The sequence below is a fragment of the Pantoea sp. X-Soil-TKNS-1207 genome, assembly GCF_059730485.1.
In genome coordinates this window covers 176,968-200,557 of sequence record NZ_AP035958.1, presented here as the reverse complement: position 1 = coordinate 200,557, position 23,590 = coordinate 176,968, and the positions used below count along the sequence as shown (strand labels likewise).

At 57.2% G+C, this 23,590-nt stretch carries 19 protein-coding genes and 4 tRNA genes; 4 read left to right on the top strand and 19 right to left on the bottom strand.

Features of this window, described 5'->3' with window-relative positions:
* Positions 1-15: 15 nt before the first annotated feature.
* Positions 16-1,149 (top strand): uroporphyrinogen-III C-methyltransferase, encoded by a 1,134-nt coding sequence (gene hemX, locus AC6I8V_RS00865; protein ID WP_497844070.1) that lies wholly within the window; start codon positions 16-18, stop codon positions 1,147-1,149.
* 2 nt (positions 1,150-1,151) lie between these two features.
* Positions 1,152-2,348, top strand: a complete 1,197-nt coding sequence (hemY, locus tag AC6I8V_RS00860) for a protoheme IX biogenesis protein HemY (protein ID WP_497844069.1) — start codon at positions 1,152-1,154, stop codon at positions 2,346-2,348.
* Positions 2,349-2,907: 559 nt separating this feature from the next.
* Here hemY and AC6I8V_RS00855 read toward each other — a convergent pair.
* From AC6I8V_RS00855 to trxA, 18 genes are all read right to left on the bottom strand, one after another.
* Positions 2,908-2,984: transfer RNA gene (locus tag AC6I8V_RS00855), tRNA-Pro, on the bottom strand.
* Positions 2,985-3,010: 26 nt separating this feature from the next.
* Positions 3,011-3,097, bottom strand: a tRNA-Leu gene (locus AC6I8V_RS00850).
* Positions 3,098-3,113: 16 nt separating this feature from the next.
* Positions 3,114-3,189: transfer RNA gene (locus tag AC6I8V_RS00845), tRNA-His, on the bottom strand.
* A 97-nt stretch (positions 3,190-3,286) separates the two neighbouring features.
* Positions 3,287-3,363: transfer RNA gene (locus AC6I8V_RS00840), tRNA-Arg, on the bottom strand.
* Between the two features lie 158 nt (positions 3,364-3,521).
* Positions 3,522-4,271 (bottom strand): lipopolysaccharide N-acetylmannosaminouronosyltransferase, encoded by a 750-nt coding sequence (gene wecG, locus AC6I8V_RS00835; RefSeq protein WP_497844068.1) that lies wholly within the window; start codon positions 4,269-4,271, stop codon positions 3,522-3,524.
* Positions 4,268-5,635, bottom strand: coding sequence for an ECA oligosaccharide polymerase (gene wzyE, locus AC6I8V_RS00830; RefSeq protein WP_497844067.1), 1,368 nt, complete (start codon positions 5,633-5,635; stop codon positions 4,268-4,270). Before wzyE ends, wecG begins: the two co-directional genes overlap by 4 nt.
* Positions 5,632-6,699, bottom strand: coding sequence for a TDP-N-acetylfucosamine:lipid II N-acetylfucosaminyltransferase (wecF, locus tag AC6I8V_RS00825; protein WP_497844066.1), 1,068 nt, complete (start codon positions 6,697-6,699; stop codon positions 5,632-5,634). Before wecF ends, wzyE begins: the two co-directional genes overlap by 4 nt.
* Positions 6,696-7,949: a lipid III flippase WzxE gene (gene wzxE / locus AC6I8V_RS00820; RefSeq protein ID WP_497844065.1), complete on the bottom strand. Its 1,254-nt coding sequence runs from the start codon at positions 7,947-7,949 to the stop codon at positions 6,696-6,698. Before wzxE ends, wecF begins: the two co-directional genes overlap by 4 nt.
* A complete protein-coding gene (rffA, locus tag AC6I8V_RS00815) occupies positions 7,949-9,079 on the bottom strand; it encodes a dTDP-4-amino-4,6-dideoxygalactose transaminase (RefSeq protein ID WP_497844064.1) in 1,131 nt (376 codons plus the stop codon). Before rffA ends, wzxE begins: the two co-directional genes overlap by 1 nt.
* Positions 9,066-9,773, bottom strand: coding sequence for a dTDP-4-amino-4,6-dideoxy-D-galactose acyltransferase (gene rffC, locus AC6I8V_RS00810; RefSeq protein ID WP_497844063.1), 708 nt, complete (start codon positions 9,771-9,773; stop codon positions 9,066-9,068). The genes rffA and rffC overlap by 14 nt, the downstream gene beginning before the upstream one ends.
* Complete coding sequence (gene rfbA, locus AC6I8V_RS00805) at positions 9,751-10,632, bottom strand: glucose-1-phosphate thymidylyltransferase RfbA (RefSeq protein WP_497844062.1); 882 nt, start codon at positions 10,630-10,632, stop codon at positions 9,751-9,753. Before rfbA ends, rffC begins: the two co-directional genes overlap by 23 nt.
* Positions 10,633-10,651: 19 nt before the next feature.
* Positions 10,652-11,728: a dTDP-glucose 4,6-dehydratase gene (gene rffG, locus AC6I8V_RS00800; RefSeq protein WP_497844061.1), complete on the bottom strand. Its 1,077-nt coding sequence runs from the start codon at positions 11,726-11,728 to the stop codon at positions 10,652-10,654.
* Positions 11,725-12,984: a UDP-N-acetyl-D-mannosamine dehydrogenase gene (gene wecC / locus AC6I8V_RS00795; RefSeq protein ID WP_497844060.1), complete on the bottom strand. Its 1,260-nt coding sequence runs from the start codon at positions 12,982-12,984 to the stop codon at positions 11,725-11,727. Before wecC ends, rffG begins: the two co-directional genes overlap by 4 nt.
* 2 nt (positions 12,985-12,986) lie before the next feature.
* Positions 12,987-14,111: a non-hydrolyzing UDP-N-acetylglucosamine 2-epimerase gene (gene wecB, locus AC6I8V_RS00790; RefSeq protein ID WP_497844059.1), complete on the bottom strand. Its 1,125-nt coding sequence runs from the start codon at positions 14,109-14,111 to the stop codon at positions 12,987-12,989.
* A gap of 10 nt (positions 14,112-14,121) precedes the next feature.
* Complete coding sequence (gene wzzE, locus AC6I8V_RS00785; protein ID WP_497844058.1) at positions 14,122-15,171, bottom strand: ECA polysaccharide chain length modulation protein; 1,050 nt, start codon at positions 15,169-15,171, stop codon at positions 14,122-14,124.
* Between the two features lie 38 nt (positions 15,172-15,209).
* Entirely contained in the window at positions 15,210-16,286 is a 1,077-nt protein-coding gene (wecA, locus tag AC6I8V_RS00780; RefSeq protein ID WP_497844057.1) for a UDP-N-acetylglucosamine--undecaprenyl-phosphate N-acetylglucosaminephosphotransferase, read from the bottom strand.
* Positions 16,287-16,561: 275 nt separating this feature from the next.
* Positions 16,562-17,821, bottom strand: coding sequence for a transcription termination factor Rho (gene rho, locus AC6I8V_RS00775; protein ID WP_497844056.1), 1,260 nt, complete (start codon positions 17,819-17,821; stop codon positions 16,562-16,564).
* Between the two features lie 344 nt (positions 17,822-18,165).
* Complete coding sequence (gene trxA, locus AC6I8V_RS00770; RefSeq protein ID WP_021183775.1) at positions 18,166-18,498, bottom strand: thioredoxin TrxA; 333 nt, start codon at positions 18,496-18,498, stop codon at positions 18,166-18,168.
* 117 nt (positions 18,499-18,615) lie between these two features.
* Between trxA and rhlB the strand changes: the two genes are divergently transcribed.
* Entirely contained in the window at positions 18,616-19,911 is a 1,296-nt protein-coding gene (gene rhlB, locus AC6I8V_RS00765) for an ATP-dependent RNA helicase RhlB (RefSeq protein ID WP_497844055.1), read from the top strand.
* Between the two features lie 7 nt (positions 19,912-19,918).
* On the top strand, positions 19,919-21,403 hold the full coding sequence (ppx, locus tag AC6I8V_RS00760) for an exopolyphosphatase (protein ID WP_497845738.1): 1,485 nt from the start codon (positions 19,919-19,921) through the stop codon (positions 21,401-21,403).
* Positions 21,404-21,455: 52 nt separating this feature from the next.
* Here the strand turns inward: ppx and rep are convergent, their stop codons facing one another.
* Entirely contained in the window at positions 21,456-23,480 is a 2,025-nt protein-coding gene (gene rep / locus AC6I8V_RS00755; protein ID WP_497844054.1) for a DNA helicase Rep, read from the bottom strand.
* Positions 23,481-23,590: the final 110 nt, after the last annotated feature.

Here is a 23,590-nt window from a genome sequence, read left to right as displayed (position 1 = left end):
TTGGGATGAGCCACAATGACGGAACAAAAAGCCTCCTCCGCCATGGTTGAAGAAACCAGCCCAGCGGGAGACAACGCCACAACGCCAGCCGGGAAACCCCCTCGCAATAAAAAAAGCGATGGTAAGGTACTGAGCGCGGTGGCGATTGTGATTGCGCTGGCGATTGGCGTGGGCCTTTACCTGAATGGGAAACACCAGGCCGATTTACAGGCTCAGACTAATCAGAACCTGAGCGAGCAGTTAAGCGCTCTGCAACAGCAACTGGGCAGCGATAAACAACAGCTGACGCAGCAACTGGCGAGCGCCAACAGCGCCTTGCAGGATGCGCGCAACCAGCAGGACGCCAGTGCCAAAGCGCTGGAAGCGCTGCGTGAAAAAGTCGCGACCATCTCCGGTAACGATACCCGCACCTGGCTGCTGGCGCAGGCCGATTATCTGGTCAAACTGGCCGGTCGCAAACTGTGGAGCGACCAGGATGTCACCACCGCTGCCGCGCTGCTGAAAAGCGCCGATACCAGCCTCGCTCAGATGAACGATCCCAGCGTGATGAACGTGCGCCGCGCGCTCACCCAGGACATCAGCACCCTCTCCGCCGTAAGCCAGGTGGATTACGACGGCATCATTTTGAAGCTGAACCAGCTGTCTAACGGTGTCGATAATCTGCGTCTGGCCGATAACGACAGCGATGACTCACCGATGGATGCCGACTCTGGCGAGCTGTCCAGTTCGCTGCACGAGTGGCGTCAAAACCTGGTGAAAAGCTGGCACAACTTTATGGATGACTTCATTACCATCCGCCGCCGCGATAATACTGCCCAGCCGCTGCTGGCGCCGAACCAGGATGTCTACCTGCGGGAAAACATTCGCTCGCGTCTGCTGATTGCCGCGCAGGCGGTGCCACGTCATCAGGACGAAATCTATAAACAGTCGATTGATGCGGTGTCCAGCTGGGTTCGCGCCTGGTATGACACCAACGATGCCGCCACCAAAGCCTTCCTTGAACAGCTGGATGAGCTGAGCCAGCAGAGCGTATCGATGGATGTGCCGGACACGCTGGAAAGCCAGCCGCTGCTGGAAAAGCTGATGCAGACTCGCGTGCGTAACCTGTTGGCGCAGCCATCGGTTGCGGCTGACCAGCAGGGAGGCTGAGTATGCTGAAGGTATTGATACTTTTTCTGCTGCTGATTGCTGGCGTGGTGCTCGGTCCGATGATCGCCGGGCATCAGGGCTACGTGCTGATTCAGACCGATAACTGGAATATTGAAACCAGCGTGACCGGGCTGGTGATCATCCTGATCCTCAGCCTGCTGGTGATCCTGTTTGTCGAGTGGGTGCTGCGTCGCCTGTTCCGTACCGGCGTGCGAACCCGTGGCTGGTTTACCGGCCGTAAGCGTCGTCGTGCGCAGCGTCAGACGCAAAGCGCGCTGATGAAGCTGGCGGAAGGGGATTACAAACAGGCAGAGAAGCTGCTGTCGAAAGATGCCGATCACGCTGACCAGCCGGTTGCCAACTATCTGCTGGCTGCGGAAGCAGCGCAGCAGCGTGGTGACGAGATTCGCGCTAATCAGCATCTGGAGCGCGCAGCGGAGCTGTCGCAAAACAACACCATCCCGGTGGAAATCACCCGCGTACGTCTGCAACTGGCGCGCAATGAAGATCATGCCGCACGTCATGGCATCGATCGTCTGCTGGAAGTGGCGCCGCGTCACCCGGAAGTGCTGCGTCTGGCTGAGCAGGCGTATATCCGTACCGGTGCCTGGGGCGCGCTGCTGGATATCCTGCCGTCGATGCAGAAAGTGCAGATTAACGACGACATGCAACGTACCGCGTTGCAGCAGCAGGCGTGGCTGGGTCTGATGAGCCAGGCAATGGCCGATCAGGGCAGTGATGGCCTGAAGCGCTGGTGGCAAAATCAGAGCCGTAAAACCCGTCAGGAAACCGCGTTGCAGGTGGCAATGGCGGAACACCTGATTGAGTGCGATGACCCGGATACCGCGCAAGCCATCGTGCTGGACGGTTTGAAGCGTCAGTATGACGATCGTCTGGTGCTGCTGATGCCGCGGATTAAAAGTGGTGATCCGCAGTCGCTGGAAAAAGCACTGCGCAATCAAATCAAACAGCATGGCGCGACGCCTCTGCTGAACAGCACCCTGGGCCAGATGCTGATGCGCCACGGCGAGTGGCAGCAGGCGGCAGAAGCCTTCCAGCAGGCGCTGGCACAGCGTCCTGACGCCTTTGATTACGCCTGGCTGGCCGATGCTTATGATCGTCTGCATCGCCCGGAAGACGCGGCCAAAATGCGCCGTGAAGGTCTGTTGCTGACGCTGAAGACCAATCCCAGCGCCTGATTTTTTTAATGGTTGTTCTTTTGTGCACGCCGGGTTCGCCCGGCTTTTTTTTGCCTGTCGTCTGGCGGAAGGCAGATAAAAAAACACCTGCCATAAGCAGGTGTAAGATCAGGTCGGTAAGACAACTGATGGTATCCGACTCAACGTAATGTCCTTCTAACTGCGGTAAGGCTTGCGCGATACTGCCAGGCTGGACAACGGATACCGTAAGGGGCTCTGCATCATTCCCAGGTTTATGCAGCATCAGCAGACATAAGAGGTGGAATGAGCATCTACAGGGAGATTATTGCATAAGGCGTGCCACAATTGCAGGATGGCAATTAAATTATTTTAAATCAATGAGTTAAATTACAGGGGATTTTGCCAGGCGGGCAGAATGTCGGGAATTCGCGACAAGGGGGCTTAAGAGTGTCTCTGTCGGGCGACAGCCAGTGCAAGGATAGGTAAATATCTAATAAATCAATGACATGAACGTCGCAAAACAGAGACATGTCACACATTTCACTTTTCTCTGGACGAAAAAAAACCTGCTCTTAGCAGGTTGTTTTTCATATTAAGATGGTCGGCGAGAGAGGATTCGAACCTCCGACCCACTGGTCCCAAACCAGTTGCGCTACCAAGCTGCGCTACTCGCCGATTTTTTATTATCTTAATATTTTGCCTGGTGCGAAGAGAGGGACTTGAACCCTCACGTCCGTTAAGACACTAACACCTGAAGCTAGCGCGTCTACCAATTCCGCCACCTTCGCATGTCCCAGCAAAATCTGGGGTGGCTAATGGGACTCGAACCCACGACAACTGGAATCACAATCCAGGGCTCTACCAACTGAGCTATAGCCACCATAAATCTGGTGTGTAAGTGAAACTCACCTACGTACTGCTTTTTTACTGCCTAACGCGGTATCTAAAACCACCGAAGCTCTTGCGCACAAACTTAATGGCGCGCCCGACAGGATTCGAACCTGAGACCTCTGCCTCCGGAGGGCAGCGCTCTATCCAGCTGAGCTACGGGCGCGTAGCGCCGTTGCGGATGGGCATATTACGGATTTGATACCATGCTGTCCAATGCTTTTTTCATAAAAAAACGCGTTTGATTACGCTTTGTGCATTCCGTCGATAAATGCTGCACTTTTCCCTTTGCGCAGCGATTAATTGACGAATTAATCAGCAACATCAGAGATCGCCACGCCAGTGATAGCCTAAATATTTCAGCAATTTTATCTGACGACGCCAGCGTGATGGCTGACGAATAAGGCGATATAGCCACTCCAGCCCTAATTTTTGCCAGCAACGCGGCGCGCGCGCCACCCGACCGGTAAAGACATCGTAGGTCCCTCCTACCCCCATATACAGCGCATGGGGCCAGTGAGCGCGACAATCACGCATCAGCAGCTCCTGACGCGGCGATCCCAGCGCCACGGTCACAATCTGTGCCCCGCTGGCGGCAATGCGGGCAAACAGCGCCTCACGTTCCGCAGGCGCAAAATAGCCGTCCTGGCTGCCGACGATGTTCACATTCCACTGACGACGCAGTTTGTCGCAGGTCTCCTGCAACACCGCCTGCTGGCCGCCAATTAAAAACACCGGAATGCCGCTGCGCCCGGCACGCGCCATCAGCGCTTCCCATAAATCGGCACCGGCAATACGGTTTACCTCTAACTGTGGATACTTCTTGCGCAGCGAACGCACGATGCTGATGCCATCCGCATATTTGAATTCGGCCTGCTCAATCAATCCGCGCACTTCCGCATCGCTTTCCAGCGTCAGCATCTTTTCCGCGTTGATCGCCACCAGCGTGCCGCTGCGCGGCTGGTCATCCGGCAGCAGAAATTGCAGAAAGGCCGCCATGTCGCGAAAGGCGTAGAGTTCAATACCGCGCAGGGGATAACGCAGCGGCTCTGTTTTTATCGTATCCAAAATCAAACGTCCCGCTGTGCCGAAGGAAAAGAGGAGCCTGTTGCTGCGGCCTCACCGCGCGGACGAATCAGCCCGGCACGGTCCAGCAACCAGTACAACAGCTTCGCCACCAGCAAACAGGCGGCAAAAATAATGCAGAAAAACACCACGCGTGACCCAAACGCATCCAGCCCTTCACGCGCCAGCACAATCATGTTGAACACCGCACCGAAACAGAAACTTTGCAGAATAGCGCCGCTGTAGCGGTTGGTCTCGTTGCGACCCAGCGCGTACAGGTTGTCGAAGCCCTTCATCAGCATCCCAACGGCAACCGCGCCCAGCGGAATAAACCACACGCCGCCCATCACCAGCAGCGAGCCGATCAGCGTCGGCGATATCGCCAGCCCGGAATGGTTGTTCAGCACTTCCCAGGTAAAGTAGTTGGCGCTGTTCAGCACCATCGAAGGACGTCCCGGCCACAGCCAGCTGGGGATAAAGACATAGAAGTCACGCCACATCGGCGCCAGGCCCTGGAACGCGATCTTGTCGTAATGCTGCAAGAGCAATCCCAGATTTTCCCACGGCGAGAAGGTGTCGCGCGTCAGATAAAGGAAGGTGTAAAACGCCTCATCCCCCATCACATCGAGGTTGTAACGCCGCAGCGCCAGCCAGAACATGCCGCCAATCGCCATTACCCCGGCGCCCGCCAGCATCCACAACGTGATCCAGCCACGGGTAATCCCAATAAACAGGAACAGGGCAAATGCGATGATGATATTGGCGCGCGTACCGCCCACCAGGGCATAGGTCAGCAGGCCAAAGGCGACGGACACCAGCAAAAACAGCAGCCACTGGCGCTGCGTCGGATTGAGGAAGTAACGGATCAGCATCGCCGGGATGAAGAAATAGAAGAAGCGCTTGAGCGCCACGCCAGAAACTTCACTGGAGAAAATCTGGTTGTACGCCGTCAGCCGGAACAGCAGCAGGCCGTTGTGCATAAAGAACACCGTCACCGTGCCGATTGCCACCAGCGCCAGCAGCAGGCAGGTAAGATTGGTCTCCACCCGGTTCATGTGCAGCCACGGCTTGCGCGGCGCGGCGCGGGCGGCGCTTAAACGCACTTTGTAGCTGACGTAGTAAATAGCATAAAAGCTGGTCGCGGCCAGCAGCGCCTGCAACAGATACTCTGCCGGAACCACCGCCATATTAAAGCGGAACACCAGCACGCTGGTGAGCGGGAAGCCGAAATAAAAAGTCAGCAAAAACAGAATGGTAAAGAACAGGTGGAAGTTAAACCGCACCCGTTTAAATTCCCGCCATGTGAGGGTCAGAATGAACCCCAGCGAGAACAGATAAACCACCAGCAGACCGCTGAACTGCATGAGGGTCATAATGTCTCCGTGTCACTCAGAGTGAGCGCATCACGCCACCCCGCCAGATAGCCAGGGGCCAAAAAAGCCATCGCGGCTGGATCACACTGCGCCAGCTGGCGCTGCGCTTCCGCCACTCGCGCGCTATCCAGCGCATCGTCGCTGAACAACACCGGCAGCCCCTGCTCGCTAAGATCGCGCCAGAAAGGGTTGTTACGATTCAGCACAAACGGAATACCGGCCTGAATCAGCAGGCAGATGGTACCAATCCCCTGCTGGCGTTCAAACATAAAATAGCCCAGGTGGCAGCGGCTTAGCAGCGTCAGATAGTCGTCGAACGCGATCTTATCGCGCAGCAGCGTCACCTGCCCGTGCGGAAACAGGCGGCTCGCCTCGCTGGCAATCTCATCAATATAAGCGTCGTTATCAGTGGGATAGCCCAGCGGCACCACCACCTTCACCTGCTCGCCGAACTGCGCGCGGATCGCCTGCAAACCGGCGATATGACGGTTGCTGCGATCGCCCGAATTGCCCAACAGCACGGTGAACTCCCCACGCTCCGCCACCGGCACGGCACATTCCGGCATCCGCGTTGGGAAATAAAGCAGTGAGGTCGGCACACGCGGATGGCGCTGCTGATAATGGTGCAGATCGCCGCGTGTGGCGAACACCCGCGCCACCCGTCCCTGCGCCATACGCCGCAACAGATAGAACAACCGATACCGCAGACCACGGCCCTCTTCATACAAATCCGCGCCCCATACATGCCAGAACGCCTGATGACGCCGCAGCTTGCCGTTCAGCAGCGCCAGCCAGAGACCCGGATTAAACTGGCCGTGGAAAAAGAAGCGCTGCCGACGATCGCTCGCCCGCGCCGTCACCGCCTGCGCCAGCGCGCGTTTGTCCGGGAAGGTTTCGATATGCAGCGCCTGATACGCCGTCAGCGCTGCCGGGTTTTGCGTCACCACCATAAAACGGCGCGGCGCGGCAGCGGGCAGTTCTGTGCTCATCACCTCATTAAAGAAGCGCAGCACCGTCTGGTTGTGATGAGGGATATCCGATCCCAGCACATGAGTTAAGGTCATTTTTTCCGGCAATAAAGGGTGAAAGCGCCACAGCAAAGGGCGAAGTAGCAGATATAGGTCGCCATATAGGCCTGCGCCGCACCGACGGTGCCGTGCAGCGGAATCAGCCAGTGAGAAAAGGCCATCAGCAGAATAAACTGACTGATTTCGGTCAGAATATAGAAGCGCAGCGAAGCTTTGGCGATCACCAGGTATCCGAAAACATAGGCGCCGACTTTAAACACGTCGCCGCATAGCTGCCAGATAAACAGATCGCGCATGGCGGCAAACTGCGGGGAAAACAGCAGCCAGATGGCAACATCGCGCAGCAGCCAGACACAGCAACTGGCGGCGGCTACCGCAGGCAGAACAAAGCGCAGCGCCCGCAGGATTTCCCGCGCGATCTGCGGCTTATGCTCCAGTCGCGCCAGCGTCGGCAGCAGCCAGACGCTAAAGGTGGCGGTAATAAATTGCAGATAGGCATCAGAGATACTGGTCACGCCCTGCCACAGGCCCACCTGCGCCCAGCCCTGTTGCGCCGCCAGCAGGTTACGCATCATCACCCAGGCTACCGGTAGCGTGACCGAGGTAATCAGGGCCATCAGGGTGAACTTCGCCAGATTGCGCGCCAGCTCCGGCTGCCACACCGGCTTCAGCCAGCGTAGCGGCAGCACCTGATGATGGCGACGCAGCATCACTAGCGCCGGGAATACCACCAGCGCAGGCACCAGCGCCAGGCCAACCAGCGCACCGGCATAACCGCCAATCCACCAGCACAGCACATAGGCCAGCACGCCGATCAGGCTTCCGGCGATCAGCGCCAGCGCATTGCCGCGCGCATCGCGAAAGCCTTTTAACAACGCCAGCGTCAGATTGGCCCAGGCGATGCCGAGCTGCAAAAACGCCACGATGCGCACCACGCCCTGATAATCGCCATGACCGAACAGCGCCTGGCTGATCGGCCCGGCGGCCAGCAGAAACACCAGCGCCAGCAGCGTAGAGAATCCCAGAACCATTGCAGACGCGGTGCCGGTGACGGCCCGCAGCGACGCCGGTTGCTGCTGAAATTGCGCCACATAAGTGGTCACGCCGTTGAAAATGCCCGCCCCGGCCAGCACGCCAAGGACGGTGATCATCTGACGAAAGTTACCGGCCTGGCCGACCCCTTCCGGTCCGAAGCTGACGGCCAGCAATTTGACCACCAGCAGACCCGCGACAATTTTGACCAGCGTGGACGAGGCGGTCCACACCGAGGCTTTAGCCAGCGACATCAGGCAAAGAAACTCAGCAGCGAACTGATTACCGTACGCTGATTGTTGTCCGACAGGTTGTAGAACAGCGGCAGACGCAGCAGGCGCTCGCTTTCACGCGTGGTCACCGCATCGGTGCCGTGGAAGCGTCCAAAGCGCTCTCCGGCCGGTGAGGAGTGCAGCGGGATGTAGTGGAACACGGTAAGAATTTCCGCTTCTTTCATCCAGTTAATCAATGCCTGACGATCGTTGCTGTCGCGCAGTTTGATGTAAAACATATGCGCATTGTGGCGGCAGTCGCCTGGCACCACCGGCAGTTCCAGACGTCCGGCGGCGGCCAGCGGTTGCAGCGCGGCATAGTAGTGGTTCCACAGGCGCAAGCGCTGCTGGTTGATACGTTCGGCCGCCTCCAGCTGCGCCCAGAGATACGCCGCTTGCAGGTCCGCCATCAGGTAGCTGGAACCGATATCGCGCCAGGTATATTTATCCACCTGCCCCCGGAAGAACTGGCTGCGGTTGGTGCCTTTTTCGCGGATTACCTCCGCACGTTCCACCAGCTTCGCTTCGTTAATCAGCGTGGCGCCGCCTTCACCGCCCGCGGTGTAGTTCTTAGTTTCATGGAAGCTGAAGCAGCCAATATGGCCGATGGTGCCCAGCGCACGCCCTTTGTATTGCGCCATCACGCCCTGCGCCGCGTCTTCGATCACGTACAGGTTGTGCTTCGCCGCCAGCGCCATGATGGTGTCCATTTCGCAGGCGACCCCGGCGTAGTGAACCGGCACGATCGCGCGGGTTTTGGCGGTGATGGCCGCTTCAATCAGGGTTTCGTCGATATTCAGCGTATCGGGCCGCACATCAACAAACACGATGGTCGCGCCGCGCAGCACAAAGGCGTTGGCGGTCGAGACAAAGGTGTAGCTCGGCATAATCACTTCATCACCGGGCTGGATATCAATCAGCAGCGCGGTCATCTCCAGCGAGGCGGTACAGGAGGGGGTCAGCAGCACTTTTTTGCTGCCGAAATGCTGCTCCATCCACTGCTGGCAGCGGCGGGTAAAGCCACCGTCGCCGCACAGCTTGCCGCTGGCCATCGCCGACTGCATATATTCAACTTCGGTGCCCACAACCGGGGGCGCATTAAATGGGATCATGTGCGTTCCTGTAGAACCAGTAAGCGGTGCTTTCCAGCCGCGCACCGCTGCGTAAATAGAGGCGCATCGCCGTGAGATTGCTGAGCTGCGTGGCAACACGCAGGCGATTAAGCTGACGGACCCGGCCCCAGTCGGCCGCCGCCAGCAGCAGCCGCTGACCAATACCGTTGCCCTGCGCCGCCGGTAGCACCGCCAGCAGGCCAATGCGCGCATCTTCCCCCTGTTCGCGCATCGAGACAAACCCCTGCAACGCGCCCTGCTCATCGCAGGCAATCAGGCATTGGTTATCGAAGGTGCCGCGCACCGCGTTTTCAATCCACTGCGCATAGAAACGGCTGCTGTCATCGGCATCAAACCAGGGGGCACGGAAACGACTCAACCGGAAGGCCTGCGCCGCCGCCGCCCGCAGTTGCGGAATTTGCGCTTCGCGCGCGATACGCACGCCGGTTTGCCGCTCGGTGCGTTTGATGTTGATGGCGAGGTCAGCTTCCCCTTCCACCAGCTGAAAGCCGTGCTGGCTGATGACATCAATCACGTCATTGCGATCGGCCGCGACCTTCATCTGCCACAGCGCCAGGGGTTGCTGCAACGCCTGCGTCAGCGGCGTGTCGCCATCCACATCGAGACGCGCAGTTTGCCGGGCGAAGAAGCCGCTTTCCCACGGCAACGGGTTAATACTGACGCGGACGGGCATGCAGAACATCCAGCAGATACTGGCCGTAGCCAGTTTTGGTTAACGCCTGAGCGGCCGCCAGCAACTGATCATCGCTCAGCCAGCCGTTACGCCAGGCAATCTCTTCCAGACAGGCAATCTTAAAGCCCTGACGTTTCTCCACCGTTTGCACGAACATACTGGCTTCAATCAGGCTGTCGTGGGTGCCAGTATCCAGCCAGGCAAAACCACGACCGAGCAGTTCTACCGCCAGCTCTCCCTGGTCGAGGTACATCTGGTTGATGGCGGTGATTTCCAGCTCGCCGCGCGCCGAAGGCTGCACCTGCTTCGCAAACTCCACGACCCGGTTGTCGTAGAAATACAACCCGGTCACCGCCCAGCGCGATTTTGGCTGCTGCGGTTTTTCCTCAATCGACAGCGCATTGAAGTCGTCATCAAACTCCACCACGCCGAAACGTTCCGGGTCCATGACCTGATAGGCGAATACCGTTGCGCCCTGGCGGCGGGCCGCCACTTTTTTCAGCTTGGGACTGAATCCCTGGCCGAAATAGAGGTTATCGCCCAGCACCAGACAACAACTATCATCGCCAATAAAACGTTCACCGATGATAAACGCCTGCGCCAGACCGTCGGGGCTGGGCTGCTCGGCGTAATGCAGTTGCAGACCAAACTCGCTGCCGTCACCGAGCAGGCGCTCAAAGTGGCTGCGATCTTCCGGGGTGGTGATAATCAGGATTTCGCGAATACCGGCCAGCATCAGCACCGACAGCGGATAGTAGATCATCGGCTTGTCATAGATCGGCAACAGTTGCTTGGAGATCGCCCGGGTAATCGGATGCAAACGCGTGCCCGATCCACCGGCTAATATGATGCCTTTCATCGCTGCTCCTCCTGCGGGGTTAACGCGGTGTGGCTAAACCCAGTCGCTCACCGCGATAGCTGCCATTGAGAATCGCCTGCCACCATTGCGGGTTGTCGAGATACCACTGCACGGTTTTACGAATGCCGCTCTCAAAGGTTTCCTGCGGCGTCCAGCCCAGCTCGCGCGCGATTTTACTGGCGTCGATAGCATAGCGCTGGTCATGGCCGGGACGATCGGTAACAAAGGTGATCAGATCACGATAGCGCGCCAGCCCCTCAGCTTTATGCTGCGGAGCCAGTTCGTCCAGCAGATCGCACAACGTCTCCACCACGTCGAGGTTACGTCGCTCGTTATGGCCGCCGATATTGTAGGTTTCCCCCACTTTGCCGCTGCTCACTACGGTATAAAGCGCACGCGCATGGTCTTCAACGTAGAGCCAGTCACGAATCTGGCTGCCGTTGCCATACACCGGCAACGCTTTCCCCGCCAGCGCATTGATGATGGTGAGCGGGATCAGCTTCTCCGGGAAGTGGCAGGGACCATAGTTGTTGGAGCAGTTGGTAATGATAATCGGCAGGCCGTAGGTGCGCAGCCAGGCACGCACCAGGTGATCGCTGCTGGCCTTGGTGGCCGAATAGGGGCTGCTCGGCGCGTATGGGGTGGTTTCGGTAAAGAAATCGTCGCTGCCGTGCAGGTCGCCAAACACTTCATCGGTGGAGATATGGTGCAGAATAAAGGCTTTCTTGCGCTCATCCGCCATGCCGTTCCAGTAATGACGCGCCGCTTCCAGCAGTTGATAGGTGCCAACGATATTGGTCTCGATAAACGCGATCGGCCCGTCAATCGAGCGGTCAACATGGCTTTCCGCCGCCAGATGCATGATGCAATCCGGCTGATACTGCGCCAGTACCCGATCCAGCGCCGCACGATCGCAGATATCCACCTGTTCAAAGGCGAAACGCGCATCCTGCTGCACTGCGGCCAGCGATGCCAGATTGCCGGCATAGCTGAGTTTATCCACCACCACCACGCGATGGTCGGTATGTTGGATCAGGAAGCGCACCAGCGCTGACCCGATAAAACCGGCGCCGCCGGTAACCAGAAATTGTTTCATCGCCAGACTCCTTTAGTATCGACGATCCACGGCTGCGTTACCTGCGCGGCATCAATGGCGCGGAACGGTGTGTGATCGACCAGCATCACCAGGATATCGGCGTGTTGCAGCGCTTCTGTAGTGTCAACCAGCGTGGCAACCTGAGCGAGGCGTGCAGGGATGTCGTTGATATGCGGTTCCACCACCCAGGTGGCGCCGCTGTGCCAGTCGGCAATCAGATGGGCGACCGTCATCGCCGGGCTTTCACGCAGATCGTCAATGTTGGGTTTAAACGCCAGACCAAAGCAGGCGATGGTCACCTCGCTGGCGCGCTTGCCGCTGGCGGTCAGACATTCGGCCAGCGCCTGTTTCACCTGATCCAGCACCCAGTGCGGTTTGGCGTCGTTGACTTCCCGCGCGGTGCGGATCAGACGCGCCTGCTGCGGATTTTGCGCCACGATAAACCAGGGATCGACGGCGATGCAGTGGCCGCCCACGCCCGGACCGGGTTGCAGAATATTGACGCGCGGATGACGGTTGGCGAGGGCGATCAGTTCCCAGACGTTGATCCCCTGTTCCGCGCAGATCAGCGACAGTTCATTGGCAAACGCGATATTGACGTCACGGAAGCTGTTTTCCGTCAGCTTGCACATCTCGGCGGTGCGCGCGTTGGTTTCCACACAGGCGCCGCGCAGGAAAATTCGATATAACGCGCTGGCGCGCGCGGAACAGGCTGGCGTCATGCCGCCAATCACGCGGTCGTTTTCAATCAGCTCCACCATCACTTTGCCGGGCAGTACGCGTTCCGGGCAGTAGGCGATAGCCACATCCACCGCATCGCCGTGCTGCGGAAAGCGCAGATCCGGGCGCGCCGTCGCCAGCCATGACGCCAGCTGCTCCGTGGTTCCTACCGGCGAGGTCGATTCAAGGATCACCAGGTCGCCCGTCTTTAATACCGGGGCGATGGCGCTGGCGGCCGCCTGCACATAACTGAGGTCTGGCTGATGATCGTCAATAAACGGCGTCGGCACGGCGATCAGAAAGGCATCGGCCGCTTCCGCCTGGGTGGTGGCGCGCAGATGGCCGCTGCTGACCGCGTCCCGCACCACGTCGCCCAGTTCCGGCTCGACAATATGGATTTCACCACGATTAATGGTGTCGACGGCGCGGGCGTTGATATCGACGCCCACCACGTTAATTCCCCGAGAAGCAAAAACGGCCGCCGTTGGCAGCCCAATGTAGCCCAGTCCAATGACGGAAATGGTGTGAAAACTCATAATTATGCTCTGTGATTTTTAAGGGCCTGCAAAATGCGCGCGCAGGCCTGGCCGTCGCCATAAGGATTGTGCGCATGGCTCATGGCGTGCCAGGCATCATCGTCCTGCAACAGCAGGCTGACTTCGGCAAGAATTTTGGCGATATCGGTCCCCACCAGCTTCACCGTGCCCGCTTCAACCGCTTCAGGCCGCTCGGTGGTGTCGCGCATCACCAGCACCGGTTTGCCCAGCGACGGCGCCTCTTCCTGGATGCCGCCGGAATCGGTGAGGATCAGCCAGGCGCGGTTCATCAGCCAGACAAACGGCAGATACTCCTGCGGTTCGATCAGCACGATATTTTCGATGCCGCTCAGGATGCGGTTCACCGGCTCGCTGACGTTGGGATTAAGGTGCACCGGATAGACAATTTGCACCTGCGGATGCTGGCGCGCAATCTGCGCCAGGGCGCTGCAAATGCGCTCGAAACCGCCGCCAAAACTCTCGCGGCGATGGCCGGTGACCAGAATCAGCTTTTTATCCGTTTCCAGGAACGGATAGCGTGCGGCCAGCCGGGCGTTAAGATCGGCATCATCCAGCACGCGATCGCGTACCCACAGCAACGCATCAATCACCGTGTTGCCGGTGACGAAAATGCGCGACTCCGGCAGATTTTCACGCAACAGATTCTGGCGCGAATTCTCGGTGGGAGTGAAGTGATAACTCGCCAGATGGCCGGTCAGCGTGCGGTTCGCCTCCTCCGGCCACGGCGACATCAGGTTGCCGGTGCGCAGACCCGCTTCGACATGGCCGACCGGGATCTGGTGGTAGAACGCGGCCAGGCTGGCGGCCAGCGTGGTGGTGGTATCGCCGTGCACCAGCACCACATCGGGCTGGAAATCGGCCAGTACGGTTTTCATGCCCTGCAAAATACGGCAGGTGATTTCAGTCAGTCCCTGCTCGGGACGCATAATATTGAGATCATAATCAGGTTGCAGGTTGAACAGACGCAGTACCTGATCGAGCATTTCCCGATGCTGTGCCGTGACGCACAGACGCGACTCAAACGCAGCGTCCTGCGCCAGCGCCTGCACCAGCGGTGCCATTTTGATCGCCTCGGGACGAGTACCAAATACGGTCAGAACTTTCACGCGGCTTCTCTTAATGAGTCGTTGGTAACGTCGGACGCGGGCGCCGCACCAATGCTACCCCCGCACCCACCAGCGCGCCGATGACGCCCCACATGATCATCATAAACAGGCGACGTGGGCTATCGCGCGTCACCGGTTCTTCCGGGGTACGCAGATAGCGATAAGTCTGGAACTGTTTATCCAGACGCGGTCCCGCCTGCAGCGAAGTCAGCATCGCTTTGTTTTGATCATAGCTTAAATCGTACGCAGGTCCGCTGGCCTGCAAGGTATCGAGCTGGGCCTGTAACATTTGCTGCCCGAGCAGGAAACGGTCGCTGTCCGGCAGCGCTTCGCTATTGGCCGGTGCGCGGTTCTCTTTGATTCCCTGCTGGCTGGCCACTTTCAGCGCCTGCTGAATACGCTGACGCTGACGTTCAAACACCGCCTGCGCCACGTTCTCCTGACGCTGCACCTGGGCCTGCAACTGCTCGCTTCGCGCCTGCCAGGCCCCTTTCAGTTCAGCATTCAGATGGCTGGCCGCACGCTGGCTGGCGTAAGCGATATACTGACGCAGCAGGTTGTTGGCATCGCTGGCGCTTTCCGCCACCAGCTTGATGTTATCCAGCGTGTTGTGCGCCGGGTCAGCCGGTGTGAACTGGATATTGGTAATCATATCGTCAAGCAAGGCCGCATCGTTGTGTGCGTTACCGGTTTTACGACTTTTGTAGTAGTCGGTCTGCAACCAGAAATCCCGCCGCGTATCCCAGGAGGCCAGCTGCATGGTGAACTCCTGATAGACCTCATCCATCACCGTCGGCGCGGGGGTGTTCAGGCTCAGCGTATTGTTGCGCACATCCAGATTATTCAGGAATTGCTGCTGGACGAAATAGTCCCCCAGCATGTTAACCGTGGGCCGATCGGTGATCGCCGTGGTGCTCCATGCCTGCTTCATCAGCATCGACGCCAGCCATGCCAGCAGCGCGAACAGCAAGGCCAGACCGACCACCCAGCGTTTACCCCGCCATAACGCACAGCACAGGCCGCGTATATCCAGTTCATTCTCCACAACGACAGAGGTCATAACAAAAGTGTCCTTATCCGGGTACTTATCTGGGTAATTTATTTTTTATCATCGCCAGCACTTTGCCAGCGACGTTTGATACGACGGACTTTGCGCGCAACGCGCCAGGCGTGCTTCAGGCAATAGCCATAAAGAGAAAACGCCGCCATAAACAGGATCAGCATCACCCACTCCGGGATGAACGCCAGATATTCGCCCAACACGCCGATACCCGCGAGGATCGCAGCGGCAATGGTGATCAGCAGGAACGCCTGCCGTGAGGTGAAACCGGCACGCATAATCAGATGATGAATGTGCTGGCGATCGGCAGAAAACGGACTCATCCCTTTGCGCAGACGACGATACATGATGGCAACCATGTCCATCAGCGGGATGGCAATCAGCCACAGCGCGGTGACTGGCGTAATCGGATGGCTCAGACCCTGCGTGGTTTCCAGCAGTATCCAGATAATGGTGAACCCGATCATGGTGCTGCCGGCATCGCCCATAAACACTTTGTAGCGACGGCCAAGGAAACCGAGGTTGAGCAGAATATAAGGAATGGTGGCGGCAATCATCGCGAAGCACCACATCGCCAGGCTGGTTTGCCCGTCAAAATAGAGGATGATGCCCATCGCACCGAAGGTGACGCAGGACAGGCCGCCGAGCAGGCCATCAATGCCGTCGACCATATTAAAGGCGTTAATTGCCGCCCAGACGGCAAACAGCGTCAGCACGTAACCAAACGGGCCAACAATCAGTTCGACCGGGCCAATAATAAAACCGAGGCTGAGCAAATAGAGTTTGGCGCCAACCATCATCACCACGGCAATCGCGGCCTGTACCGAGGCGCGAATCTTCACGCTGATGTCGAAACGATCGTCAAGCGCCCCCACCAGCACCAGCACACCGGCGCAGCAGATATACAGCAGAGCATGGGGAAGATAGTAATTGGAGATAGCAAAAGCGAAGCAGATACCCGCGTAGACGGAAATACCGCCTACCAGCGGAATCGCGCCATGATGGCGTTTTCTGGAATTAGGCGTGTCAACCAACCCGATTTTTTTAGCCGCTTTACGAGCAAAAAACAGGAACGCTAAGGAAAAAAGAAAAACTAAACCAAGCTCAGTACTCATAGTGAGTAAATTCACGTTAACGCTCTCAGCTAAAATCGTGGATAACAATAAGCAAATTTCCCGCCTTTGCCGTTCATCCCGAGTCCGAATTCTGCCTTAGAGGTGCGCGATTGATGAAAAAATCAGCACATCTGCCACAGTCATTATAAATACTCCCGACTGGCATAATCCTAATGCCCGCAAATGAAAAACGCCACGTTAAGACGTGGCGTTAGCAAGAAATCCTGGCAATTTGTGCGAAAAGAGCTGCTGAGGAACTTTTCGCACCCAACGCGTCAGGAACGCTTCATCATATCGAAGAATTCGTCGTTGGTTTTGGTCATGGCCAGTTTGTTGATGAGGAACTCCATCGCATCGATTTCACCCATCGGATGGATGATTTTGCGCAGGATCCACATCTTCTGCAACTCTTCAGAAGAGGTGAGCAGTTCTTCTTTACGGGTACCAGAGCGGTTGTAGTCAATCGCCGGGAACACACGTTTTTCCGCAATTTTACGGGAAAGGTGCAGTTCCATGTTGCCGGTACCTTTAAATTCTTCGTAGATCACTTCGTCCATCTTCGAACCGGTATCAACCAGCGCGGTAGCGATGATGGTCAGGCTGCCGCCCTCTTCCACGTTACGTGCCGCACCGAAGAAACGCTTCGGACGATGCAGGGCGTTGGCGTCCACACCACCGGTCAGGACTTTACCTGAGGCCGGAACCACGGTGTTGTAAGCACGCGCCAGACGGGTGATGGAGTCGAGCAGAATGATCACGTCTTTTTTGTGCTCGACCAGGCGCTTGGCCTTCTCGATCACCATCTCAGCAACCTGTACGTGACGGGAAGCCGGTTCGTCGAAGGTAGAAGCGATAACTTCACCTTTGACCAGACGCTGCATCTCGGTAACTTCTTCCGGACGTTCGTCGATCAGCAGCACCATCAGCACGCAATCCGGGTGATTGTACGCAATGCTCTGCGCGATGTTCTGCAGCAGCATGGTTTTACCGGCTTTCGGCGGTGCGACAATCAGACCACGCTGACCACGGCCAATCGGTGAAGCCAGATCCAGCACGCGTGCAGTCAGGTCTTCAGTTGAGCCATTACCCCGCTCCATACGCAGACGACTGTTAGCGTGCAGCGGCGTGAGGTTTTCGAACAGAATCTTACTACGGGCGTTTTCCGGCTTATCGTAGTTAACTTCATTAACCTTCAGCAGGGCAAAATAACGCTCACCTTCTTTCGGCGGACGAATTTTACCGGAGATGGTATCACCAGTGCGGAGGTTGAAGCGGCGGATTTGGCTGGGAGAAACGTAGATGTCGTCAGGACCGGCGAGGTAGGAGCTATCTGAAGAACGGAGGAAACCAAATCCATCCTGCAGAATCTCCAGCACACCATCACCGAAGATGTCTTCACCACTCTTCGCATGCTGCTTCAGAATGGCGAAAATAATGTCCTGTTTGCGCAAGCGCGCCAGGTTTTCCAGTCCCATATTTTCGCCGAGAGTAATCAGCTCAGAAACCGGCGTATTCTTTAATTCGGTAAGATTCATAGTGATGGGTTCTTAAACTCGGGGTAATTCTCGAAATGTTTGTCGTGAATGGTATGGCGAATATTCCATGCCTGTTTAATGGCTCTTTTCGACTCTGCTCGACGAATATCGTCAGGGATGGCGATAGGAAGCGAGGAGACGGTCGAGAATGATGCCAGGGGTACTAGCCGTCAGATTGCCAAACCACGAAAACGTTCAAATCGAATAGGGTCTGACAAGGGAAATCTTAGATGCAAACTACAAGGTAAGTGCGTAATGCAGTATCGACAACTTATCACGCTAAATCGGAGACGTCCAGCAGTGGAGAAAAAATTCGCCACTGCGGACGAAACACCGCGCCGGGCTTAGCCCAGGTTAGCGTTCAGGAACTCTTTCAGCTGGCCTTTTGACAGTGCGCCAACTTTGGTAGCCGCCACCTCGCCGTTCTTAAACAGCAGCAGGGTCGGAATGCCGCGAATGCCATACTTCGGCGCGGTGCCCGGGTTGTCGTCAATGTTCAACTTGGCGATGGTGAGCTTACCGTCGTACTCTTCTGCGACTTCATCAAGGATCGGCGCGATCATTTTGCAAGGACCACACCATTCAGCCCAGAAATCTACCAGTGTCACACCGTCTGCTTTCAGCACATCGGTGTCGAAACTGTCATCGGTCAGGTGAACGATTTTATCGCTGCTCATGTTTTACTCCACAAGATTATGCCTGGCGAATTGGCGTAAAATTTACCAACGTAGGTTGACTTTATTTCATCGGATACGCTTTCGTAAAGCGATAGTAAGCTGATATTCTACCACACTATGAGCAAAACACACTTAACAGAACAGAAGTTTTCCGACTTCGCCCTGCACCCTCAGGTAGTGGAAGCCCTTGATACTAAAGGTTTTCATAACTGCACGCCGATTCAGGCGCTCGCGTTACCTCTTACGCTTTCAGGGCGTGACGTTGCGGGTCAGGCGCAAACCGGTACCGGCAAAACGATGGCGTTCCTGACGTCAACGTTTCATCATCTTCTTACTCATCCTGCGGCTGAAGGCCGTCAGGTGAATCAGCCGCGCGCCTTAATCATGGCACCAACGCGTGAGCTGGCGGTGCAGATCCATGCCGATGCAGAACCGCTGGCGCGTGCCACCGGCCTGAAGCTGGGTCTGGCCTACGGCGGCGACGGCTACGATAAACAGCTGAAAGTGCTGGAACAAGGCGTCGATATTCTGGTGGGCACCACCGGACGCCTGATCGACTACGCCAAACAGAACCACATCAACCTGGGCGCAATTCAGGTGGTGGTGCTGGATGAAGCCGACCGCATGTTCGACCTTGGCTTTATCAAAGATATTCGCTGGGTCTTCCGCCGTATTCCCCCTGCGACACAGCGTCTGAGTATGCTGTTCTCCGCGACGCTGTCTTACCGCGTTCGTGAACTGGCGTTCGAACATATGAACAACGCCGAATACGTCGAAGTGGAACCGGAACAGAAAACCGGCCACCGCATCAAAGAAGAACTTTTCTATCCGTCAAACGAAGAGAAGATGCGTCTGCTGCAAACCCTGCTGGAAGAAGAGTGGCCGGATCGCGCCATCGTCTTCGCTAACACCAAGCATCGTTGTGAAGATATCTGGGGCCACCTGGCTGCCGATGGTCATCGCGTGGGTCTGCTGACGGGTGATGTGGCGCAGAAGAAGCGTCTGCGTATTCTCGACGACTTCACCAAAGGTGATGTGGATATCCTGGTGGCAACCGATGTCGCCGCGCGTGGTCTGCATATTCCTGCGGTAACGCACGTATTCAACTACGACCTGCCCGACGATCGCGAAGATTACGTCCACCGTATTGGCCGTACCGGCCGCGCCGGTGCCAGCGGTCACTCCATCAGCCTGGCCTGTGAAGAGTACGCACTGAATCTGCCTGCAATCGAAGAGTATATCGGCCACGGCATTCCGGTGAGCAAATACAACAGCGAAGCGCTGCTGGATAACCTGCCACCGCCGAAACGTCTGACCCGTAACCGTTCCGGTAATGGCCCGCGTCGTGGTGGCAACAATGCCAACCGTCGCAGTGGCGCACCACGTAACAACAACCGTAAACGTTCGGGTTAAGCACACCATGCTGAGCGCATCGTCACTTTATGCTGCGATTGATCTGGGTTCCAACAGCTTCCATATGTTGGTGGTGCGCGAAGTCTCCGGCAGCATTCAGACGGTCGCGCGCATAAAACGTAAGGTGCGCCTGGCTGCCGGTCTGGATAAAGAAAGCCAGCTCTCAGCCGAAGCGATGCAGCGCGGCTGGCAGTGTCTGAAACTTTTCTCCGAACAGTTACAGGATATTCCCCCCGAGCAGATTCGCGTGGTTGCCACTGCCACTCTGCGTCTTGCCGCAAACGCGCAGGATTTCCTCGCCACCGCTGAACAGATTCTGGGTTGCCCGATCAATGTGATCAGTGGCGAAGAAGAAGCGCGCCTGATTTATCAGGGCGTGGCCCACACCACGGGCGGTTCCGATCAGCGTCTGGTGGTGGATATTGGCGGCGGCAGCACCGAGCTGGTGACGGGCGAAGGCTCCCATGCCACCGCGTTGTTTAGCCTGTCGATGGGTTGCGTTACCTGGCTGGAGCGTTACTTCAGCGATCGCCATCTGGCGAAAGAGAATTTTGCTCAGGCCGAACTGGCCGCGCGCGAAATGATCCGTCCGGTTGTCGCGGCTTTGCAGGAAAAAGGCTGGCAGATTTGTGTCGGTGCGTCTGGCACCGTGCAGGCGCTACAGGAAATTATGGTGGCGCAGGGGATGGATGAACGCATCACCCTGAGCAAACTGCAACAGCTGAAACAGCGCGCCATTCAGTGCGGCAAACTGGAAGAACTGGAAATTGAAGGACTGACTTTAGAGCGTGCGCTGGTTTTCCCCAGCGGCCTGTCGATCCTGATCGCGATTTTCCAGGAACTCAATATCGAAAGCATGACGCTGGCCGGCGGCGCACTGCGCGAAGGACTGGTCTACGGTATGCTGCATCTGCCGATCGATCGCGATATTCGCAGCCGCACGCTGCAAAACGTACAGCGTCGTTTTACCATCGATGTCGATCAGGCGGGACGCGTTCGTCAGCTGGCGGAAAGCTTTTTTCGTCAGGTAAGCGCCAGCTGGAAGCTGGACCATCGATGTCGCGATCTGCTGCTCAGCGCCTGTTCGATTCACGAAATTGGCCTGAGCGTTGATTTTCGTCAGGCCTCGCAGCACGCCGCTTATCTGATTCGCCATCTCGATCTTCCCGGCTATACCCCCGCCCAGAAAAAACTGCTGGCCTGCCTGTTGCAGAACCAGAGCGGCAGCATCGATCTCGCGTTACTGACCCAGCAAAATGCAGTGCCGCCGCGTCTGGCTGAGCGTCTGTGCCGTCTGCTGCGTCTGGCGATTATCTTCTCCAGCCGCCGTCGTGATGACACCTTACCGGCAGTGCGTTTGCAGGCGGACGATGATGCGCTGCATCTGACGTTGCCAGCCGGCTGGCTGGAGGCGCATCCGCTGCGCGCGGAGCTGCTGGAGCAGGAGAGCCATTACCAGTCGTATGTGCATTGGTTGCTGACCATCTCCTGATTGACGCCTATCTCCTTTAACAGCGCGATTTGTCGCCCGGCAGATCGCGCCGCTACGACTCTTTTTTTGCCTTCTCCAGCATGGCGCGCAGTCCGGCGACGCGCGTCTGTCCGGTTTTCATGCGTTCTTCGGCGCTGACCACCTTTTTCTCGCGCTCCCACACCACATCATCCTGCGGCAACTCCAGCAGGAAACGGCTCGGCTCCGGGCGCACCAGCTCGCCATACTGACGACGTTCGCGACACAGCGTGAAGGTCAGCTCCTTCTGCGCACGGGTAATCCCCACGTATGCCAGACGGCGCTCCTCCTCGATATTGTTCTCATCGATGCTGCTCTGATGCGGCAACAAACCTTCTTCCATGCCCACCAGATAAACGTACGGGAACTCCAGTCCTTTCGAGGCGTGCAGCGTCATCAGCTGTACCTGGTCCGTGTCTTCATCGCTTTCACCGCGCTCCATCATGTCGCGCAGGGTAAAGCGCGTCACCACCTGCGCCAGCGTCATTGGCTCATCCAGCTCGCTCCCTTCCAGCATCTCGGTCATCCACTGGAACAGCAAATTGACGTTTTTCATCCGCATTTCAGCCGCTTTCGGGCTGGGTGAGGTTTCAAACAGCCAGCTTTCGTAATCGATGCCGCGGATCAGATCGCGCACCGCATTGATCGGTTCGCGCTCAGCCAGCTGGATCACCTCATTCAGCCAGCCGGTAAAACGTTGCAGATGCTCCAGCCCGCGTCCGGTCAGGGTTTGCCCCAGCCCCATATCAAAACTGGCGTTGAACAAACTCTTGTTGCGCACATTGGCCCACTCACCCAGTTTTTGCAGCGTGGCCGGGCCAATCTCGCGGCGCGGGGTGTTCACAATGCGCAGGAACGCGCTGTCATCGGCCGGATTGGTCAGTACGCGCAGATAGGCGAGCAGGTCTTTAATCTCCGGCCGCGAGAAAAACGAGGTGCCGCCAGAGATACGATACGGGATACGGTTCTGCATCAGCAGCTTCTCAAACACGCGCGACTGATGGTTGCCGCGATAGAGAATGGCGTAATCCTTGTACTGCGTCTTATTGATAAAGTGATGCGCAATCAGTTCACCGGCCACGCGCTCCGCCTCATGCTCTTCATGGTTCGCGGTCAGCACTTTGAGTTCACTGCCGAGGCCCAGTTCAGAAAACAGACGCTTCTCAAATACGTGCGGGTTATTGGCGATCAGAATGTTGGCGGCTTTCAGGATACGCTGCGAGGAACGGTAATTCTGCTCCAGCTTGACCACCTCCAGCGCCGGGAAATCCTCTTTCAGCAACACCAGGTTTTGCGGCCGGGCGCCACGCCACGAGTAGATCGACTGGTCATCATCACCCACCACGGTAAAGCGCGCCCGCGCGCCCACCAGCAGTTTTACCAGCTCGTACTGGCTGGTGTTGGTGTCCTGATATTCATCCACCAGCAGGTAACGGATACGGTGTTGCCAGCGTTCACGTACCTCTTCGTTGCGTTTCAGCAACAGGGTCGGCAGCAGGATCAGATCGTCAAAATCCAGCACGTTGCAGGCTTTAAGGTGCTGATCGTACAACTGGTAGCAATGGGCGAAAATCTGGTCACGCTGCGATTTCGCCAGCCCTGCCGCGCCCTGCGGATCGATCAGGTCGTTTTTCCAGTTGGATATGGTGGAGATCAGCTGCTGCACCAGCGTCTTATCTTCTTCCAGCCACTGCTTGGTCAGGTCTTTCAGCAGCGCCAGCTGATCCTGATCGTCGAACAGGGAAAAGGTAGATTTCATCCCCAGCGCCGCATATTCCCGCTTGATAATCTCCAGTCCCAGCGTGTGGAACGTCGAGATCATCAGGCCGCGCGCCTCTTTGCGTCCCAGCGTCTGCGCCACGCGCTCTTTCATTTCACGCGAGGCTTTGTTGGTAAAGGTCACGGCGGCGATATGGCGCGCCTGATAACCGCAGTCGCGGATCAGGTGAGCAATTTTATTGGTGATCACACGGGTTTTACCCGAGCCAGCACCGGCCAGCACCAGGCAGGGACCGGTGACAAATTCGACAGCACGTTGTTGGCCGGGGTTTAAACGCATAACGGGATTTCACTCAGTTAAGGCACAGTTTGTAGCAGCGTGTTTGATTAACTTGAAAAGAGCGCGATAAAACGCGCCGCTACGAATCCGTGCAGGCAGGTATCAGGCTA

Excerpts from the sequence above, each read along its gene's own strand:
- hemX (WP_497844070.1), top strand. The coding sequence starts at position 16 with ATGACGGAACAAAAAGCCTCCTCCGCCATGGTTGAAGAAACCAGCCCA.
- hemY (WP_497844069.1), top strand. The coding sequence starts at position 1,152 with ATGCTGAAGGTATTGATACTTTTTCTGCTGCTGATTGCTGGCGTGGTG.
- wzyE (WP_497844067.1), bottom strand. The coding sequence starts at position 5,635 with ATGACCCTCATGCAGTTCAGCGGTCTGCTGGTGGTTTATCTGTTCTCG.
- wecF (WP_497844066.1), bottom strand. The coding sequence starts at position 6,699 with ATGACCTTAACTCATGTGCTGGGATCGGATATCCCTCATCACAACCAG.
- wzxE (WP_497844065.1), bottom strand. The coding sequence starts at position 7,949 with ATGTCGCTGGCTAAAGCCTCGGTGTGGACCGCCTCGTCCACGCTGGTC.
- rffA (WP_497844064.1), bottom strand. The coding sequence starts at position 9,079 with ATGATCCCATTTAATGCGCCCCCGGTTGTGGGCACCGAAGTTGAATAT.
- rffC (WP_497844063.1), bottom strand. The coding sequence starts at position 9,773 with ATGCCCGTCCGCGTCAGTATTAACCCGTTGCCGTGGGAAAGCGGCTTC.
- rfbA (WP_497844062.1), bottom strand. The coding sequence starts at position 10,632 with ATGAAAGGCATCATATTAGCCGGTGGATCGGGCACGCGTTTGCATCCG.
- rffG (WP_497844061.1), bottom strand. The coding sequence starts at position 11,728 with ATGAAACAATTTCTGGTTACCGGCGGCGCCGGTTTTATCGGGTCAGCG.
- wecC (WP_497844060.1), bottom strand. The coding sequence starts at position 12,984 with ATGAGTTTTCACACCATTTCCGTCATTGGACTGGGCTACATTGGGCTG.
- wzzE (WP_497844058.1), bottom strand. The coding sequence starts at position 15,171 with ATGACCTCTGTCGTTGTGGAGAATGAACTGGATATACGCGGCCTGTGC.
- wecA (WP_497844057.1), bottom strand. The coding sequence starts at position 16,286 with ATGAGTACTGAGCTTGGTTTAGTTTTTCTTTTTTCCTTAGCGTTCCTG.
- rho (WP_497844056.1), bottom strand. The coding sequence starts at position 17,821 with ATGAATCTTACCGAATTAAAGAATACGCCGGTTTCTGAGCTGATTACT.
- trxA (WP_021183775.1), bottom strand. The coding sequence starts at position 18,498 with ATGAGCAGCGATAAAATCGTTCACCTGACCGATGACAGTTTCGACACC.
- rhlB (WP_497844055.1), top strand. The coding sequence starts at position 18,616 with ATGAGCAAAACACACTTAACAGAACAGAAGTTTTCCGACTTCGCCCTG.
- ppx (WP_497845738.1), top strand. The coding sequence starts at position 19,919 with ATGCTGAGCGCATCGTCACTTTATGCTGCGATTGATCTGGGTTCCAAC.
- rep (WP_497844054.1), bottom strand. The coding sequence starts at position 23,480 with ATGCGTTTAAACCCCGGCCAACAACGTGCTGTCGAATTTGTCACCGGT.